Source organism: Loigolactobacillus jiayinensis (assembly GCF_003946445.1).
GTDB classification, from domain to species: Bacteria; Bacillota; Bacilli; order Lactobacillales; family Lactobacillaceae; genus Loigolactobacillus; species Loigolactobacillus jiayinensis.
Genome location: NZ_RHOF01000008.1, coordinates 1 through 17,446, shown reverse-complemented (window position 1 = coordinate 17,446; position 17,446 = coordinate 1). Strand labels below are relative to the sequence as shown.

20 protein-coding genes are annotated in these 17,446 nt (G+C 43.5%); 13 read left to right on the top strand and 7 right to left on the bottom strand.

What is annotated here, in order from left to right; all coding sequences use genetic code 11:
• The first annotated feature begins 82 nt into the window (after positions 1-82).
• Both EKM80_RS03510 and EKM80_RS03505 read left to right on the top strand, forming a co-directional pair.
• Positions 83-1,048 (top strand): amidohydrolase family protein, encoded by a 966-nt coding sequence (locus tag EKM80_RS03510; protein WP_125551740.1) that lies wholly within the window; start codon positions 83-85, stop codon positions 1,046-1,048.
• Between the two features lie 85 nt (positions 1,049-1,133).
• Positions 1,134-1,985 (top strand): alpha/beta hydrolase, encoded by an 852-nt coding sequence (locus tag EKM80_RS03505; protein WP_125551739.1) that lies wholly within the window; start codon positions 1,134-1,136, stop codon positions 1,983-1,985.
• Between the two features lie 87 nt (positions 1,986-2,072).
• On the opposite strand, the gene EKM80_RS03500 is transcribed toward EKM80_RS03505, so the two are convergent.
• Positions 2,073-2,642, bottom strand: coding sequence for a TetR/AcrR family transcriptional regulator (locus tag EKM80_RS03500; RefSeq protein WP_125551738.1), 570 nt, complete (start codon positions 2,640-2,642; stop codon positions 2,073-2,075).
• 121 nt (positions 2,643-2,763) lie between these two features.
• Here EKM80_RS03500 and EKM80_RS03495 point away from each other — a divergent pair, with 121 nt between their 5' ends.
• The 4 genes from EKM80_RS03495 (at position 2,764) to EKM80_RS03480 (ending at position 7,054) form a co-directional block, all read left to right on the top strand.
• Complete coding sequence (locus tag EKM80_RS03495) at positions 2,764-3,777, top strand: amidohydrolase family protein (protein WP_125551737.1); 1,014 nt, start codon at positions 2,764-2,766, stop codon at positions 3,775-3,777.
• 47 nt (positions 3,778-3,824) lie between these two features.
• Positions 3,825-4,382, top strand: a complete 558-nt coding sequence (locus tag EKM80_RS03490; RefSeq protein ID WP_125551736.1) for a hypothetical protein — start codon at positions 3,825-3,827, stop codon at positions 4,380-4,382.
• A 241-nt stretch (positions 4,383-4,623) separates the two neighbouring features.
• On the top strand, positions 4,624-6,741 hold the full coding sequence (locus tag EKM80_RS03485) for a HelD family protein (RefSeq protein WP_125551735.1): 2,118 nt from the start codon (positions 4,624-4,626) through the stop codon (positions 6,739-6,741).
• A gap of 1 nt (position 6,742) precedes the next feature.
• Positions 6,743-7,054: an OB-fold protein gene (locus tag EKM80_RS03480; RefSeq protein WP_125551734.1), complete on the top strand. Its 312-nt coding sequence runs from the start codon at positions 6,743-6,745 to the stop codon at positions 7,052-7,054.
• Positions 7,055-7,124: 70 nt separating this feature from the next.
• On the opposite strand, the gene EKM80_RS03475 is transcribed toward EKM80_RS03480, so the two are convergent.
• Positions 7,125-7,550: a MarR family winged helix-turn-helix transcriptional regulator gene (locus tag EKM80_RS03475; RefSeq protein ID WP_125551733.1), complete on the bottom strand. Its 426-nt coding sequence runs from the start codon at positions 7,548-7,550 to the stop codon at positions 7,125-7,127.
• 126 nt (positions 7,551-7,676) lie between these two features.
• On the opposite strand from EKM80_RS03475, the gene EKM80_RS03470 reads away from it, so the two are divergent.
• The 4 genes from EKM80_RS03470 to EKM80_RS03460 all read left to right on the top strand — a co-directional run bounded on the left by EKM80_RS03470 (position 7,677) and on the right by EKM80_RS03460 (position 10,468).
• Positions 7,677-9,101, top strand: a complete 1,425-nt coding sequence (locus EKM80_RS03470; RefSeq protein ID WP_164509495.1) for an MDR family MFS transporter — start codon at positions 7,677-7,679, stop codon at positions 9,099-9,101.
• Positions 9,098-9,241 carry a hypothetical protein gene (locus tag EKM80_RS14820; protein ID WP_164509494.1) on the top strand — a complete coding sequence of 48 codons (144 nt, stop codon included), beginning with the start codon at positions 9,098-9,100 and terminating at the stop codon, positions 9,239-9,241. The genes EKM80_RS03470 and EKM80_RS14820 overlap by 4 nt, the downstream gene beginning before the upstream one ends.
• A 113-nt stretch (positions 9,242-9,354) precedes the next feature.
• Positions 9,355-10,095: an MBL fold metallo-hydrolase gene (locus EKM80_RS03465; RefSeq protein ID WP_125551731.1), complete on the top strand. Its 741-nt coding sequence runs from the start codon at positions 9,355-9,357 to the stop codon at positions 10,093-10,095.
• The gene (locus EKM80_RS03460) at positions 10,079-10,468 is read left to right on the top strand and encodes an antibiotic biosynthesis monooxygenase family protein (protein WP_318531433.1); all 390 of its coding nucleotides are present in this window, start codon (positions 10,079-10,081) and stop codon (positions 10,466-10,468) included. The genes EKM80_RS03465 and EKM80_RS03460 overlap by 17 nt, the downstream gene beginning before the upstream one ends.
• A 74-nt stretch (positions 10,469-10,542) precedes the next feature.
• On the opposite strand, the gene EKM80_RS03455 is transcribed toward EKM80_RS03460, so the two are convergent.
• The 4 genes from EKM80_RS03455 to EKM80_RS14815 form a co-directional block, all read right to left on the bottom strand.
• A complete protein-coding gene (locus tag EKM80_RS03455) occupies positions 10,543-12,120 on the bottom strand; it encodes an MFS transporter (protein WP_125551729.1) in 1,578 nt (525 codons plus the stop codon).
• Between the two features lie 85 nt (positions 12,121-12,205).
• Positions 12,206-12,772 (bottom strand): PadR family transcriptional regulator, encoded by a 567-nt coding sequence (locus EKM80_RS03450; protein WP_125551728.1) that lies wholly within the window; start codon positions 12,770-12,772, stop codon positions 12,206-12,208.
• A 216-nt stretch (positions 12,773-12,988) separates the two neighbouring features.
• A complete protein-coding gene (locus EKM80_RS03445; protein ID WP_125551727.1) occupies positions 12,989-13,747 on the bottom strand; it encodes an SDR family NAD(P)-dependent oxidoreductase in 759 nt (252 codons plus the stop codon).
• A gap of 50 nt (positions 13,748-13,797) precedes the next feature.
• On the bottom strand, positions 13,798-14,382 hold the full coding sequence (locus EKM80_RS14815; RefSeq protein WP_164509493.1) for a hypothetical protein: 585 nt from the start codon (positions 14,380-14,382) through the stop codon (positions 13,798-13,800).
• Positions 14,383-14,597: 215 nt separating this feature from the next.
• On the opposite strand from EKM80_RS14815, the gene EKM80_RS03435 reads away from it, so the two are divergent.
• A complete protein-coding gene (locus tag EKM80_RS03435; protein WP_125551726.1) occupies positions 14,598-15,071 on the top strand; it encodes a MarR family winged helix-turn-helix transcriptional regulator in 474 nt (157 codons plus the stop codon).
• 83 nt (positions 15,072-15,154) lie between these two features.
• Here the strand turns inward: EKM80_RS03435 and EKM80_RS03430 are convergent, their stop codons facing one another.
• On the bottom strand, positions 15,155-15,709 hold the full coding sequence (locus EKM80_RS03430; protein ID WP_125551725.1) for a hypothetical protein: 555 nt from the start codon (positions 15,707-15,709) through the stop codon (positions 15,155-15,157).
• A 160-nt stretch (positions 15,710-15,869) separates the two neighbouring features.
• On the opposite strand from EKM80_RS03430, the gene EKM80_RS03425 reads away from it, so the two are divergent.
• Both EKM80_RS03425 and EKM80_RS03420 read left to right on the top strand, forming a co-directional pair.
• Entirely contained in the window at positions 15,870-16,874 is a 1,005-nt protein-coding gene (locus EKM80_RS03425; RefSeq protein WP_125551724.1) for an amidohydrolase family protein, read from the top strand.
• A 111-nt stretch (positions 16,875-16,985) separates the two neighbouring features.
• Positions 16,986-17,297 carry a DUF2316 family protein gene (locus tag EKM80_RS03420; protein ID WP_125551723.1) on the top strand — a complete coding sequence of 104 codons (312 nt, stop codon included), beginning with the start codon at positions 16,986-16,988 and terminating at the stop codon, positions 17,295-17,297.
• Positions 17,298-17,446: the final 149 nt, after the last annotated feature.

Here is a 17,446-nt window from a genome sequence, read left to right as displayed (position 1 = left end):
CTTGACTATTTCACACCGTGAGTTTATTATACACGGTGTGAGTTAATTAATTCAACCTTTTTAAATCTAAGGAGGACCACTAATGTACCGTAAAATTGATTTCCACGCCCATTATTTATCTCCGGGTTATAAAAAATTTCTGAAAGATTACTTTGACGATCACGGTGATGGCGTTAAAACCCCTGAATACACGATCGATACAACCTTGGCAACCATGGCCGCTAACGATATTACGTATTCGCTAATTTCCCTGTCGTCACCACACATTGCCAACGTTCAGGATGCTGGCCTTGCAAGTGAATTAGCCACTGAAAGCAACGACTATGCGGCTAAACAACAAGCTACTTATCCGGAACAAATCGGCTATGCGGCCACCTTACCCCTACCTTATGTCGATGCCAGTATTGCTGAAATTAAGCGGGCGCGGCAAAATAACGCCACCGGCTTCACTTTACCCACTAACGCCGCTGGGACTTACCTAGGTGATCCTAGGTTAGACCCCATCATGGCTGAGTTGAATCAACAACCAACGCTAGTGATGTTACATCCTAATGAACCACAACCAATGATACCAAACGTCACCGCGGAGCTGCCAGCACCCATCATGGAGTTCTTCTTTGACACCACGCGCGCAGTGGCTAACATGGTACTGCAGGGTATTTTCACCCGCTACTCTAACATTAAGTTTATTATTCCGCACGCCGGCGCGCTACTGCCAGTCATCGCTGACCGCATGAGTTTGGCGCAAAAACTTAATCCACAGCTAACCGATGACCAAGTGGACTTAATTAGCACCTTGGCGACCCAATACTTTGATGTTGCTGGCCTAGTTTTACCGCATCAGTTACCAATTTTACAACAGATGACCGACCCAACGCACCTCTTGTACGCTTCGGATTCACCATACACGCCGGCGCCACAGGTCAAGCAATTAACCCAAGCGTTGGAAAACAGTGGTCTTTTATCCGCTGCCACTAAACAAATGCTGTTCTACAAAAATGGTCAGCAGCTATTAACTGAACTCAACCAAAATAAGGCCCAACTTTAACTTAGCGATTTTTACCTAAGTTGAATAGGCATGATCTGTAACAGCCAAGAATTATAAATTATATTATATAGAGGAGATTTTTAATATGAGTGAATTAGTCTTAGACGGTGCAACATTACACTATGAAACAATCGGTAACGGTCCAGTGTTGATTTTTGTTCCTGGCGCTAACGGCACCGGTGATATCTTCCGTGGAGTAGCTGAAAGCCTTAAAGATCGCTATCAAGTCGTCATGTACGACCGGCGCAATTTTGGGCAAAGTAAATTAACAGCGCCACTACCTGATGAAATCAAAAACGTGCACAGCACTTACCGCTTAAAAACCGATGCTAGTGACTTGGCCGCTTTAGCTAAAGCAGTCAGTGACGACCCCGTTTCGATTCTGGGCAGTAGCTCTGGCTCAATCGTCGTTATGGAGACGTTACAAGACTACCCTGATATTTTCAATAAAGTCATGTTGCATGAAACACCACTGAACACTTTCTTACCAGATAGTGAACAATTACAAGCTGATAATCAAACCGTCGTTACCGTTGCCGAAAAAGATGGTATGATGGCCGCGATGCAAACCTTTGGTAAATTTATGCGGATCGGTGCGGCCGACGCAAAAGCAATGTCCAAGCCAGCAACCAAAGTGGCTGATCTTAGCGATGCCGCAACTAGTGCTGCTGACGCCAAGACACGGAGCCAAGCGTTCTGGTTTGAAAATGAAATTCGCCAATATACCAGCCGTAAAATCGACTTCGCCGTACTTGTTGCCCACAAAAATCAATTAGTTTTATTTGTCGGCGACGCTTCTAATGGTTCCTTCCCAGTCGAAGCCACCACTGATATTGCCACAAAATTGAACGTTCCCCTTACTCACATTCCCGGCGGCCACTTAGGCTATGCGCAAGATCCTAAAGGCTTTGCGGCAGTACTCGCAACCCGTTTATAATAAGAATTCCATAAATTAGTCGCAAAAAGTTGGCCTAGTTCATTAACTAGACCAGCTTTTTTAGTTTAACTCGCTTTTCCCCACCGTTTAGTCTTTAAAAATCACTGCCGGTAACGGCACCATTTGCGCATACAGCTGTACCAAATCTGCTTTAACGATCTGCGGTTGCTTCAGCATTAGCCGTGCAAAATTGATGATACCACGCGCCGTCATTTCAGCAATAAACGGTTTATGCCGCGTTTGATCATCCTGAAAGCCATAGACGCGCAAAATATCGCCAGTAATGTACTGTATAACTGCTTCGTCAACCTCACTCCAGAACATCACCGCCAATAACGACCGTTGCTGATCAAGTGCATTTACCACTAGTTGCGCCGCAAGCCGTGCCGAATCACGGGTGTGATCAACCTGCTGCAAAAATTGATTGAGCATTCTAACGCAGCTGACTTCAACCACCTCACCGATGTTGCCGTAATGGCGATAAAAAGTCTGCCGCGTCAGCTGAGCATCGCGGCACAACTGACTCACACTAATTTTAGCGAATTCAACTTGAGCGTCATAATAACGCATCAATGTAGCAATTAATTGATTTTGGGTCTGTTGCAGGCGTTGATCGACATGCCGGTTATACGCCAGTTGCATTTTGATTGAATTCATGAATTCCGCCTCTTTATGTTACATAGTACCCTATTTTGACAACAAAACAAAGTATTAAAACGCCACGCAATCCGCTAGTATTAGATTTATCAACTAAGCAAGCATACAAGGAGGAACCACCATGAAATTTATTACCTTAGAAGAACATTGGGAATCAGAACGCGTCAACGCCGCCGCAAAACCATATATGCCAGCACCAATTAACCCGCATAAAAACCCCGCTGACCACAGTATTGCCGAATATTTAGCTAAATCAAAAAAAGATAATACTGCAATAACTAGCGTTGGCACCAAACGCCTCGCCTTTATGGACGCCAATCAAATTCAAAAACAGATTCTCGGTTATGGCGACAACTCACCCCAAAATCTTGACCCACAAGTCGCTGTACCGTTAGCAAAAATGGCTAATGATGATTTAGCCGCAGCTATTGCCACCCAGCCTGATCGTTTTGGTGGCTGGGCCGTTTTACCAGTTGGCGACCCCGCAGCTGCCGCAGTTGAACTAGAGCGGGCCGTCACACAAAAAGGCCTACAAGGTGCTATGATCCATGGCTATTATGCTGGTCGCTTCTTCGATGATCCATTTTACGAACCAATTTTTGCTAAAGCCGAGCAATTGGATGTGCCGTTGTATTTTCATCCTGCAGTTATTCCTAGCGCCATTGACGAGCACTACTATCAAGGCAGCGGCTGGTCAGAACTGACAGCCTTCACCTTTGCTGGCGCTGGTTGGGGTTGGCACGAAGATTTAGGCGTTCAAATGATTCGGCTTATTTTAGCCGGCGTATTCGACCGTCACCCTAATTTACACATCATCACCGGTCATTGGGGCGAAATGGTACCTAATTTCCTTGAACGATTAGACCAAACCCTCGGCTTAACTGTTAAGCTCAAGCGCAGTATCAGCCAAACCTATCGGGATAATTTTTACATTACTCCCAGTGGCATGTTTTTCCCAGCGCAACTACAACTGGCACTGACCGAAGTTGGCAGCGACCACTTAATGTACTCAGTCGACTACCCTTATAATCAGCCAACCGGCGCCACCACTTTTTTAGCTGACGCTGGCCTTAACACAAGTGACCAAGAAAAAATTGCCTATGGTAACGCAACTAAATTATTGCATTTAGCGTAATAACTAAATAACGCAGACTTTGAAAATAATTTAGGAGGTATGTTTATATGAAGGCTAATTATCTTTTCTTCGGTATCATGTTGTTACTTTTCTTAGGTGTTTGTCTACTGGATTGGCGCGGGAAGCCCTTCGATATCAACCGTCAGTACGTCAGCCTAAAAGTGTTAGGCATCATTCCCGCACTGATGTTTATCGTCATTCTTTTCACGTCAGGGACTAAATTCTCTGGTGCGTTAGGCGTGCTTTACCATTTGATCATTATCGCGATCATCCCTAGATTAAAAGCCCCCACTTGGGCTAAAATGGCCGGTTATGGCTGGATCACTTTGGATGTTGCTTGTGGCATCATGACCATGGCTAACGTAGCGGCTTCAATTGCCATGCCGGTACGCCTTGGTGGCCATGTGCTTTGCGCAATTTGGATCATTAGTGTCTGTCTCTTCACTAGGAGCAAACTTTTGAAATATCTAGGCTTCTTCATTGCCGCTTGGTTAGGCGTTTATAGCTTCTTTGGCGGCGTTTTACCCATGTCTTACCTTGCTATTCCTGGTCTGTTAGTTGTTGTCTGGTTAGCACTGTTAGGCTTTCTGTATCAAGAAGCTTAGTTACGGTTGGTTTACAAAAATAATTATGTACCTGAAAAGGCCCAGTCAATGACTAGGTCTTTTTTAGTCTTTCTATCGTCATTAAATAATTTAGATTTATTTCTAACAGTTTCATTGACAACTATATAACATTGTATTATGATAGTTTTTGCGTTAAGTTGTATTCTAAACTATTCGCTAAACAACATTAGTGATGATTATTCAATTAATGGCTACTTTTGTTTTCCAAGGAGGTCGATAAATGACAACTGTTTTCGAGCATGAACAAGCTTACCTCAAGCAAACTTATCAACAATTACTGCATAAACAGACCCAGTTACAAGCGCAACAAACGGCAACGCAAACAAAAGCCTTAGCGGCAAAAAGTAATCTTGGTTCAGATATCACCTTGAACTTTGATACTGATATTAAAACGATGGAAACCCTAGCTGATATTGAGTCCCGTAACCGCGAGATCGACACTTATAATTTTGATCGCGATATTGCTGCAACCACCTTAGCACAGCTAAAACTTTTATTAGAGCAACCCTATTTTGCTAAGGTGCAACTACAATTTGCGCCGACGGAAGCACCAGAAAATTTCTATATTGGCACTGTGGGCATGACGGATGAAAACAAGGCGCAAATGATTATTGATTGGCGCTCGCCAATTGCGGAAACTTACTATAATCAAGCCAACGGACCAACCACCTATCATGTTGGTCAACGAGTTGTTGCCACTGATTTAAAGTTACGGCGGCAGTTTGAAATTCACGGTGATCACTTACTGGCTTACTTTGATACAACCATTGCGCTTGAAGATCCATTGTTGCAAGCATCACTTTCTAAGCATCAAACCGATCAGATGCAGTCGATTACAGCCACTATTCAAAAAGAGCAAAATACGATCATTCGTTATCCAGACGTGCCGGTGCTACTGGTCAATGGTATCGCTGGTAGCGGAAAAACATCCGTCATGATGCAGCGCATTGCCTATTTACTCTATCAAAAGCGGACTGAGTTAACGCCTGATGCTATTTATCTACTCACACCAAACCCACTGTTCCAGCACTATATCAGTACCGTCTTACCTGATTTAGGCGAAAGTAATCCAATTAACCTGACTTGGGTCCAATTTGTTGACCAGTTGGCGCTCCCAACTGAACAATTTACGCCAGAGCCAACGACACGACAACAATTAGAGCAGATGGCCACTGACTTAGTTGATTTAGATTTACAAGCCGCTGATTTTCAACCAGTTATGGTGGCGCGAAATACTCTGCTATCCGCAGATGCATTGGCCAAAATCAATACCCAATTTACCCATCTACCTTTAGGTACAAAACGGATGACGGCAGTCCAGGCAGCCGTTAACCAAGCGCTGCAGCGAGAATTAAACCGCTTAGCCCAGACTGAAACCGTGCAAGATGAACTATTGGCGCTGGATCAAACTGAACAAAAAAAGTATTTTCATCACTTGATTGATCCAGAAACCAATCGCGCTAAAAGACAGTTAGCCTTGCATTATTTACGAATTAAATACACTGACACGATCAGTGCAGTGGCTAATTATAGTTGGCTTAACCTGACTCATATCAGTGTACGACTAACCGGTACAGGTAAAGTAACACGCCTGCAGTGGCTTTATCTGCGGATAATTTTAACCGGTTATGGTAATTCTAAAGCAAAATTCGTCATGATCGATGAAGTGCAAGACTACTCCGAAGCACAATTAATGATTTTAAATCAGTTTTTCAAAAAAGCACACTTTATGTTATTAGGCGATGAAAACCAAGCCATCGAGCCCGGTAAAGCTACCTTTAAGCAAATTGAGGTGCTTTTTAACACCAACAATAAAAAAACAACGACGTGCCACCTGCTGACTAGTTATCGCTCAACACCGGAGATCACCGCTTTATTTTCGCGTCTTGCCATAGGCGACGCGCCGGTCAAAGCAAACTCAGTTCAAACTGCTGGGGTTATGCCCAGCATTGAGGTCGTGTCCGCTAAAGATAATTATGGTCACGCACTAAAGAAGCACATCGCTAAGTTGACCACGGCAACTGGTTTGACCGCGATCATTGCCGCAAATACTGAACAATTGGCGTGGCTAGATCAACAATTAGCCACAACCCCACATCAAGTGATTACACAAAAAAGTCACTTACCCAGCCATGGCACTATTTTGCTAACGTTAGCGCTGGCCAAGGGACTTGAATTCAATAGCGTGATCATCCCTGACCAAAAGCAAGCCTTATACCCAGACACACCACTAGCCCGACACCGTCTTTATACAGCAATTTCTCGTGCCACCCATCACGTTAGCATTTTAGCTGATCAGACTTTAACCCCATTATTAAATTTAAAAGGAGCGTTTTAATATGCCACAAAAAATTAGCCAAGTTACCAGCGAAACATTATACGAGAGTTATACCGGTTTACACGATAGTATTTATGATGACCAAATGGTGACGGTTAGCGGAATTGCAATTTATGTTGGTCCTGACTCATACGGCCTACCTTGCATTGAACTAGGCAATCCAGTTGGTAATAAAACTTGGGTCGGCTGCGTTGTCCCTGACATGGGCGGCGTGCAAACGGGTGACCGCGTTGTTATCACCGGCAACAGTGAAGGCTTCACGCAAGGCATGGTGGTCTTAAAACATTGTACGATTGAAACTGTGAATTCATAGCATCAAAAAAAGAAGGTTATTAGCTCGTTTCTAGGCTAATAACCTTCCTGTCTGTACAAATACACTAGCGTTAACTTAAGGCTTGTTTAATGCGATCGAGGTTTTTGATAAAGTCAGCCCGTTCAGCTGGAGGAATCGCGGCTGTGATCTGCTGCTCAAGCTCAGCAAAAATCAGGTTGATCGAGGTGATCAACTCTTCGCCTTTGGGCTCTAAATAAAGCTTTTTCTGGCGCTCATTATCCACTGGAATTTTTCGCGTTAGATAACCTTGTTTAACCATTGCTTTAAGCATATTGGTAATCGTGGCATTTTGTCGATTTAAAAAAGTGGCCACCTCTTTTTGAATCACGCCAGGATGCTCGCTCACAAATTTCAACAACCGGGCCTGCTGATTATTAAGTCCAATGTGCCGCAGTTGTCGATTGACCAAATCAGTTTCTAATGCCACAGCTTTGTGTAATCGATCTGAAACATTATTTGGATCATTTGTTTTCATTTATGTCGCCTACTCTACTTTATTTTTAACTTAAGTATAGTAATTAATTAGTTGTGAAGCAAACACTTCATTAATTATATAATTACAATGCATAATTTTTCGATAAACAACTATCTATTCAAAGGGGTGAATAAAACGGCAACTTCACATGATAACCAAGGGCAGCCTTTTAACCGCACCCTCTTCTTGATCATTATTATGATCGGCATGTTTTGCAGTAATTTTAACCAAACTATTTTAGCCGTTGCGCAACCAACGCTAATGCACACATTTGGGGTCACGGCGGCAACCGCGCAATGGCTGTCGACTGGTTATTCTCTAATTGTGGGCATCATGACGCCAGTCACTGCTTGGCTAGCTGATAATTTCAGCTCTAAATGGTTGTTTGAATTTTCGATGGGCTTTTTCCTCATTGGCACCACCAGCTGTTATCTGGCTAATTCTTTTAACGCATTATTGGTTGGCCGCTTAATTCAGGCCATTGGTGGTGCCTTACTGGCCGGTATCGGTACGACAATGCTGTATTCAATTTATCCCGCCAAGCAACGCGGCACGGTTTCTGCATTAATGGGGATCGTGTTTGGCTTAGCACCAGCGATTGGTCCGACCTTCTCCGGCTGGGTGCTTGATAATTGGGACTGGCATAATATTTTTGGCGCTTTAATTCCCTTGATTTTATTGGCCTTCATCCTAGGTTTCTTCGGTCTACGTGATGTGGTGATGGAAAATAAATCCCGCCTCGATTGGCCATCTGTTATCCTCTCCACTCTCGGTTTTGGTAGCTTACTTTATGGCTTTGCCATGATTGGCAACTTAGGTTGGACTAATTGGCAAGTCAGCACTGGTATTATCGTTGGCAGCGTATTAGTTGTTTTGTTTATTCGCCGCCAATTGCATATTACCAACCCGGTTTTAAAATTAGATATCTTCAAATCACATAACTATTCGATTTCGGTATCGATCACTTCAATTTCACAGATTGCTTTTGCCGGTTTCGAATTTGTCCTACCGCTTTATTTACAAACTGTTCATGGTTTTTCAGCCATGGAATCAGGAATGTGCTTGATTTTAGGTGCTTTAGTGAACGCAGCCATGAGCCCAATTACCGGCTACGCACTCAATCATTTTAACGGTAAACGTATGATTCGCGTCGGTTTAGTCATTATGCTTCTGGGCACGTTGCCTTTTATCTTTGTAACACCAACCACACCATTAATTGAAATAATTTTGCTTTACGCTGTCCGTAGTTTTGGTTTTTCTGCTGTCCAAATGCCGGTAACGACAATGGGAATCAACGGCTTAACTAAGGATTTAATTTCCCATGGTAGCTCAGGTAATAATATGATGCGCTTTACCGCCTCGGCCATTGGTACCGCAATTTTGATCAGTGTCCAACAAGATGTCGCTAATCAAAAAATGCTCACACAAGCATCCAAAACTAGCGCGTTGCTCAGTGGCTATCACGTGGCCTTCGCCATTGTCTTTATCCTGCTGGTTTTAGGCCTGATCATGGGCCAAATGTTAAAAGAGAAAGAGGTGCTGAACAAATGAGTATTTGGCTGTTAACCATCGCCAGCATTGGCTTATTTTTCAGCTATGTTTTTGTAACTAAAAAACAACGCCAGCATAATTTGAGCGCATTATTTTTCCTAATTTGTGCCATTATCGCCGACATCAGCCTGATTCTGTAAGAAAATATCGCTGCAACAATCAAACACCACATAAGTAAATAACCATTCAATTAGGTTTGTCGCTTGAAAGTGATGACCGCTTAATTTTGCATAAAAGAAAAGAGCTAATTGATATGTCTGCCTTAGAACCCCTAGAAATTGTCCAATTAGAAGATGATCTGTATCAATTGCAACTTGATTTTGTTCACGCCTTTTTAATTCACGACCCAATTGATGGCTGGATATTGATTGATACTGGTTATCCGGTTAAAAGAGGTCACCCTAACATCGTTATCCGCGCCCTTCAGAAAATGAATCTGACCACCAGCGCTATTAAACAAATTCTAGTGACCCATGGCCATCCTGATCATGTGGGTAATATTGGTGAAGTTGAAGCGCAGTCACATGCGCCAATCTGGATGAGCCAACAAGATGCCGCTATTTTAGAAGCTTTCATTCCCGTACGACCGATTTACACGCCTGCTGGTGATCCAGGTAAACAGATTCCGTTCTTTAGTCCGGCGCCGGTCACCCACCGTTTAGTTGATGGTGAACAAATTCCTTTAGCAGGTGGCATTACCGCCATCGCTACCCCTGGCCACAGTGCCGGCCAGTTGTCCTTTTTGTGGCATCGCCATCACAATATTCTTTTTGCCGCGGACACGATCACTAACGTTGATCATCACGTCATGATTGCGCCTAGTAATGAAAATTACACCACAGCACGTGCAAGTTTAAAAAAGTTAGCTAACTATTCCTTCGACCAACTACTAGTCAGTCATGGCGCTGATTTATTAAGCAACGCTGATCAAATTTTCCAACAAAAATGGCTACCTGAACTGATAGCCCAAACACTTAATAGCAAACAAAAATAAAGGAGCACTTTCATATGCCAGTAGAAAAAATCCAGAAATCAAACACCCCGAAGCACCTTTTGACTTTATCAATTTATTTGAAATTGCCGCCGCTGATATGGATCAGTTTATTGCTGATTGGCAGCGCCGCTCAAAAATCATGGGTCAAGAAGCTGGCTTCATTAGCGCGGATCTAGAAAAGTCCTTACTAAAAGATCATCAATACCAAATTATTAACGTCGCCCACTGGCAATCATATGATGCTTGGGTCGCTGCCAATAACAATCCAGACTACGCTAAAAAATTAGCCAGTGATTTAGGTGGTACTGCTAACGTAGTGGTTCACCGTGGTTTCTTCCGCCCAGTTGCTTCATATACACACCTGTATGATTAAGTGGTACACAAAAAAGTTGGTCCAGTTCATAACTAGACCAACTTTTTTTACTATTTTTTAATCAAGAACAATTATTATTTATCCGCTGGTTTAGTAATATCTGGCACTTCCACATGATTGCGTAATAACAACGCCGCCCCAACGCCACCAACAATAACAACGCCTGCAACTGTAATACATACAGCGGCCATGCCGTTATGATAGGCGGTCACCACAACATGCTGAAAGGCTTTAGCAAATGGTGCTTGACTCACGCGTTGTGAAAAAGCAATCCCATGACCTGAAAATGGTCCAGCATCGAGCAACGCCTTTTTAAGCCCGGTTACAGCAGCGGTTGGCATATTGATCTGACCCAGATGCCCATTAAGATAGTTTTCATACTGCGCGTTTTGAATCAAGCCTAAACTAACGACCCCAACTGTGGTTCCTAGCTGTCGGAACACATTTAACAAGCCTGATGCCATCCCCATTTCACTAGGAATAACGCCTTCCATCCCTGTTGTGTTCAGTAATGGATTGACCATCCCGTTGGTGATCCCAATTAGAATCATGCCAGGCCATAAATCAACAAAGCTGACCCCAGGACCCATGGCGTGGCCGATCCATAAGAAGCCAGCCCCACCAATGAACAAACTGATACAGATCATCCATTTCTTAGAATAACGTGCACCGAGAATACCGACAACGGGCCCGAGAATCAATGACCACGCACTAATCGTCAATTGGCGCACGCCAGTTTGGACGGCTGAATACCCAATATAATTTTGCATTAGTGGCGTTAGGTAAGCGTTGAATGCGTATATACCAGCGCCTAAAACAAACGCAACCAGCACAATGCCAATAAAGTGGGGCCGTTTAAACATGCTAATATCGACCATTGGATCCGCAACGTGTAATTCTACAATGACAAACGCAATTAGCAAAATTACACCACCCGCGAGCCAGCCACTAACTTGCCCACTAAGCCAGCTTAAATGCGGATGTCCTTCCTTAACGATCAACCCATAAATAATGGCAAATAATCCGGTGGCAGACAGGAACATCCCAGCGAAATCAATCCGCTGATTTTTACCGTAGCTCGGTGTTTCCTTAACATAAATCACGGTTAATATCACCGCTAAAATACCAAATGGCACATTAACATAAAAAATTGCGGGCCAGCCAAATTGCTCGACCAAATACCCACCGATCAGCGGGCCTGAAGCTGTGGAAATACCCATGATCGAGCCCAGAATACCTAAGGCTAATCCGCGCTCACGACCAGCAAAGTTAGACGCCACTAACGCCATCGATAACGACATCATCCCGGCGCCACCAAGGGCTTGAATCCCACGACCAATATCTAAAACTAATAAATTAGTGGCCATCCCGTTCACAGCCGAGGCAATAACAAATAAAATCAGTGACCCAAGAAAAATCTTTTTTCGGCCATACATATCACCTAACTTGGACATGATCAGTAAGGTGACCGCGTAGACCAAGGTATAGGCATTTAAAACCCATTGTAAATTGGTAAAGGTCGTATTAAAACTACGAACCATTGTTGGTAACGCGACATTAACGACGGTTACATCCAATAGACCCATAAAAACGCCTAAACTCATTGCGACTAAGGCAATCCATTGGCGGATATTATGCTTGCTTTGTTGCATGCTGATTCTCCTATTCCACAATTAAGGTATTTTATTAGCTTAAAACCGCTAATAAATTCTGATGTTACAGGCGGTGTCCATTCTACTACGGCTCAGTTCGCCTAGTAGAAGTATGGCCCTTTAACTTAGCTTGATATTGCTTAGTCCAAGCTTGCTTAGCGTGGCAAATCGCAATGCTTAAATCCAGAGCCCGCGCCCCAGTTACTAACGAGGTATTTGCGGCTAACTCCACGCCCACTTGCGCTTGAACATGGGTCTTAAAAGCCTGATAACTGTCTAGATCCGCTTGCGTGGCCGCTGCATAATCTGCCAAAATAGCTTGTTGTGTGGCCGTATCGACACTGGCCATCCCCCTGAATTTAAAGCGATAAATAGACTCTCGCTTCGCATCCATCGCCACCGGCTGCGCCATTAGTTCTTGGAACCGCTGGCGTCCTAGTTCGGTGATCTGCACCATTTTTTTATTACGATGCGTATTCGGTTCAGCCGCTATTTCAATATAGCCTTGCTTGGCCAAGCGATTAAGTAAGGGATACATCACGCCATTAGAAATTACTCGGCGTGGCTCTAGGCTACTTTCCAGTACTTGCGCCAACTTATAACCAGACATGTTGTGGATTTGCAAAATACCTAAAATCAATAACTCGTACATGATTCCTCCTATATGTCGTAGCGACTGATTAAGTATACGTCGCTACGACATATAAAACAAGCTTTTTTTCAGAAAAAAGTGTGCCATAAGCCGATCAGCTCCTGGGTATTAGCCAAATACGTCGCAAATCTGCGACATTAAAATAAGGCTGTGACATAATTTTGCTTATATCACAGCCTCACCTTTTTAAGTTAAGATTATAAAATAGCCACCACTTTACCAGGGCAGGGACCCTTCATTTTCTGTAAAGGTGCCCGTTTGTGGATCATCTAATGGCAAGCTAGCCATTTTAATGATTTGAGCGGCACCAGTGGCAACGTCTTGCATCCCAGCTGGCTTAGGTGCATCACTAGGCCGTCCGCCAAAATTAGTGGCCGTCCAACCGGGATTAACCGAATTAACGGTAATACCTGCAGCTGCCAATTCCTTACTGAGCAAAATCGTGGCAAAATCAACTGATGCCTTGGTTGCTTGATAACCTAATGAACTGACTTTATAAAATCGCGAATTTGGATCAGTCGCAAGGCCCAGCGACCCCATATTACTAGAGACATTAATAATTTTTGCTGGCTGGCCGGTCTTTAATAATGGAATCATTGCTTGGGTCACATCAACCAAGCCGAAGAAATTAACATCAAACTCCTGCCGCATCGTGTCGGTACTCATTTGCGAAGCCGGTAAATGATTACCTAATGCGATGCCAGCGTTATTGATCAAGATACTCAAGTAACCGTAGTCGGCCTTAATTTTTTCGGCTGCTACTTTGATTTGAGTCTTATCAGTAACATCAAGTTGGATAAAGGTTACCTGTATACCAGCAGCCTTAAGTTGCGCCACGGCCTGTTCGCCACGTTGTCGATTGCGCGCACCAATTAAAATCTGTTGTCCCTTTTGGCCTAATGCCTGCGCTGTTGCAAACCCGATGCCCTTATCTGCACCGGTGATCAATGTAATCACTGGTTTTGTCTGTGTCATTATTTTTACCTCTCGTTTCACCGATTACGCTACTGTATTAATCTTATTTACTAATCATTTTCGTGTAACCATTTTTCGGAATTTTCATATAAATTATTTTCATCTTGCGCACGGTCTGTTCCCAGTAGATCTTGGCTGATCGTACCCCCTGCATTTTGGCGAACATACGCTAAGTAGCGGTAACTACGGCGTAGATTAGCCACTGCTTCTGGCTTGATTTTTAAGTCTTGACCTGGGATGGCTGGCGTCAGCTTGTCACTTTCATCGATCGACGTTAGATCAACAATTTTCCACTCACCATTTCGTTTCGCCACTCGATAAATTAGGCGCATATAAGATTCTAAAACAGCTTCTACACCATTGACTAATTGCCACCGATTTGTCGTCGACGATAATTCAACATATGCCCGTGTCTCATTTTGATGGACAATTGGCGTGCCAAAACGACCTACGATGGGCATGCTGTTATCAACTTCAACTGGTTGTTTGCCAAGAAAAGTCGCTACAGGGCCACTTTGCCAACTAGTGGTCACTGTGGCGTCAGAGAAATAACAGTCGGCTAAGGCCTTAACATGCCGACCACGATACATTCGTTCCCGCAAAACCAACTGACTGATTGCTTCAAAATCGTTCATTATTTAGTCGCTTTCCCTTCAAGTTGTCCCTATTATCAGCTATTAGGTGATTACTTGGTCAGTTTGAGCCCAAATAATCGTCTAAAATTAATGTTTTACATTTGACAATCATCTACTTTAAACTCATAATTGATATCTGTCAATGATTAACGTACAACAAATTAGCTGGCGCTTTAATTCTTTAAAAGTAGCTAAAAATAGAGGAGCAATGCACTATGACCGCTAAAACTAGTCAATCACAAAGCTTAGGTGAAATGTTTTTTAATTTAAGCCAAGCAATTACGCAAAACCGTTCACTGGAGGAATTCAACTTAACTAGACTACAGGCAATGACACTTAGTAAAGTTTATCAACATCCTGGCGTCAGTATGAGCCAACTAGCCACCAATACTGGAATTTCGCGCGCCCAATTAACGCGGCTGATCACCACCCTTGAAACCCGCCAGTTGGTACAGCGCAAACATAATCAAACTAATCGCCGGATAGTCAATGTTTACGGGACCCCTAAAGGCCAAACTGTTATCGCAAAACACATGCAACTCATTCAAGACCGTATTGATGCTCACGTGCAGACACTGCCCCCAGAAGAGCAAGCAGCCTTAAGCACACACCTCCATGAAAGTATGCGCCTGATGATCAAAGCTAAAATTATTGATCCAGATACAAAAATGTCGCTATTTAAAGGCTAAAATAAGACTGCACCAAACAAACTCAAAAGTAGTCAAGCTACAAACTGATCAGCTAGTCGCCCTTAGCTTAAGCCACTCATGCTTTATAGGCTATTAGGTAATAACTGCTGGTACAATTTAAGCGCAGTGGCCTTGGTAATTGGTTCCTGAACCGTAGCAATTTGTAGCGCAAAGTTGAGAATAGCTGCGCCGAGAAACCCACTAACAAAGTTTTGCGTTGCTTTAGGATGATCACGCAACATTAAAATTTGTTGCGCCGTCCCACTGAGTAATGCTTGTACCTGTGCTTGTGCCCCGCTCCACGGCACCATTTTGATCAATTCAAGGTTTGTATAAATCGTCGCCACAACAATTTGGCTACTATTTGCAAAATCTGCTTGCGTCAACGTATCAATTTGCCGCTCAAAACCTGCGATCACAATCAAAAATTGCACTACTATAATGTCGGTCAGTGTTTGATGATGGCGATAAAAAGTCGCTCGTGAAACGCCTGCGCTACGACAGAATTCTGTGATCGCAATTTGTTTAAAAGTAGCGCCAGATCGATATTTTCGTGCTAATGCGTTGAATAGCTTCACTTCACTTTGGTGCTTCCGCTGATCTATTTTCACCGGTTGATACAAAAATCCTTTTGCCATTTTATTAAATGCGACATAACCTAGTACTATGTCGCTTAACCACCTTTGCTTTAAGTTTCTTGCCTCCTATAATACTAACTGTTAAGTCAAAGTACAATTATCAATTGACTCAAGGTCTGGGTCAACGACTTGTTTTACGCAGCCTAAAGGAGCGTTCTCTATGAAAATTATTACGGTTGAAGAACATTATGAATCCGCTAAAATTACGCAAGCAATTAATCAGTCAGTTGGTAAGGCGGCAGCCCCTAATTTAAGTCCGGACATGTTGCACTATATGCGCACCTCCCTACCAACACCAGAAATTATGCAAGACTTTACCGACCAGCGCCTCACTTTCATGGCGCATTATGGTATCGATCAACAAGTGCTGTCTTACGGTAATTCTTCGCCGCAAAATTTAGCACCTGCGCTGGCAATACCATTATGTCGCCAAGCCAATGACGAATTGGCGCAAGTCGTTGCCGCTAACCCTACCCGGTTTGGTGCGCTGGCAGCATTGCCCGTTGGCGACCCCGCTGCCGCTGCGGCTGAGTTGAAGCGTGCTATCACGGAACTGCATTTTAATGGGGTATTGCTTAAGGGCAACTATCAAGGTAAATTCTTTGATAATGCCTTCTTCTTCCCCATCTTTAAAATGGCCAGTGACTTAGATGTGCCGATATATTTCCATCCCTCATTTATTCCCAATGACATCACCCAGCATTATTTTGCTAGTGCCGGCTGGTCCGACGTGGTCACCGGTATTTTTTCCAGCGCTGGCTATGGTTGGCATATGGACGTTGGGATTCAAGTCATGCGCATGATTATTTCCGGAATTTTCGACAAATTACCTAATTTGAAACTAATCTCCGGCTACTGGGGCGAATTAGTGCCACAATTTCTCGAACGTTTAGACGATGAGCTCGACGCTTACGCTGGTTTAAAGCACTCATTTTCCGACTATTACCGCCAGAATGTTTACGTCACGCCCAGCGGTATTTTAAGCCAACCGCAGTTAAACTTTATCTTAGCGGAAATGGGGCCGGAACACCTGATTTATTCAATTGATTATCCGTACAAGCAGCCGGCCAATACGCGGACGTTTTTGGATAACACGGCCTTAACCTCAGCACAACTAGAAGCATTTAGCCACGGTAACGCCGAACGTGTTTTCCATTTGAAATAGCGGGTATTTGAAAGAAGAATAAATTTTGCCTGCTCCTTGCTTCTCAGATCAGGTGAAGTCCACTTCTCCAACTCAATTCACACTAATTAAATTTTAAAGGAGTTACTAAATATGTCATTAAATCCACAACAAGTTAAGAATACCATCAATGAATTACAAGAAAATTTTAACCGCAGTGGCCTAACCAAGGAACAAGTCGCCGCTGATTTGCATATTAGCCTGGCCAAGTTGGAGCGGTTATTTACACTGACACAAAGCTCCCTCAATGACCCGTGGATCTTGCGCAATTATCTCATTGAAAAAGTGCAAGCAAATGGACAGGAACCAGTTGCCTTTACCGCTCTAGTTGGCGATTGGCACCAATATTGGTTTTTGAATAGCCGCGCGATTGATCAACGTAAAATTACGGCCGGTGATAATTAAGCACCAGTCAAAAACAGGCAAACTCCCCTTGAGGGCGTGAGTGTCTGTTTTTTTTGACCCGTATTTTTAACTATCACGTCAGCCCAGCGTAAAAACTGCCGGATTTAAAATAGAAGTGCAACATAAATAAAACTAGACCAAAAGGGCCA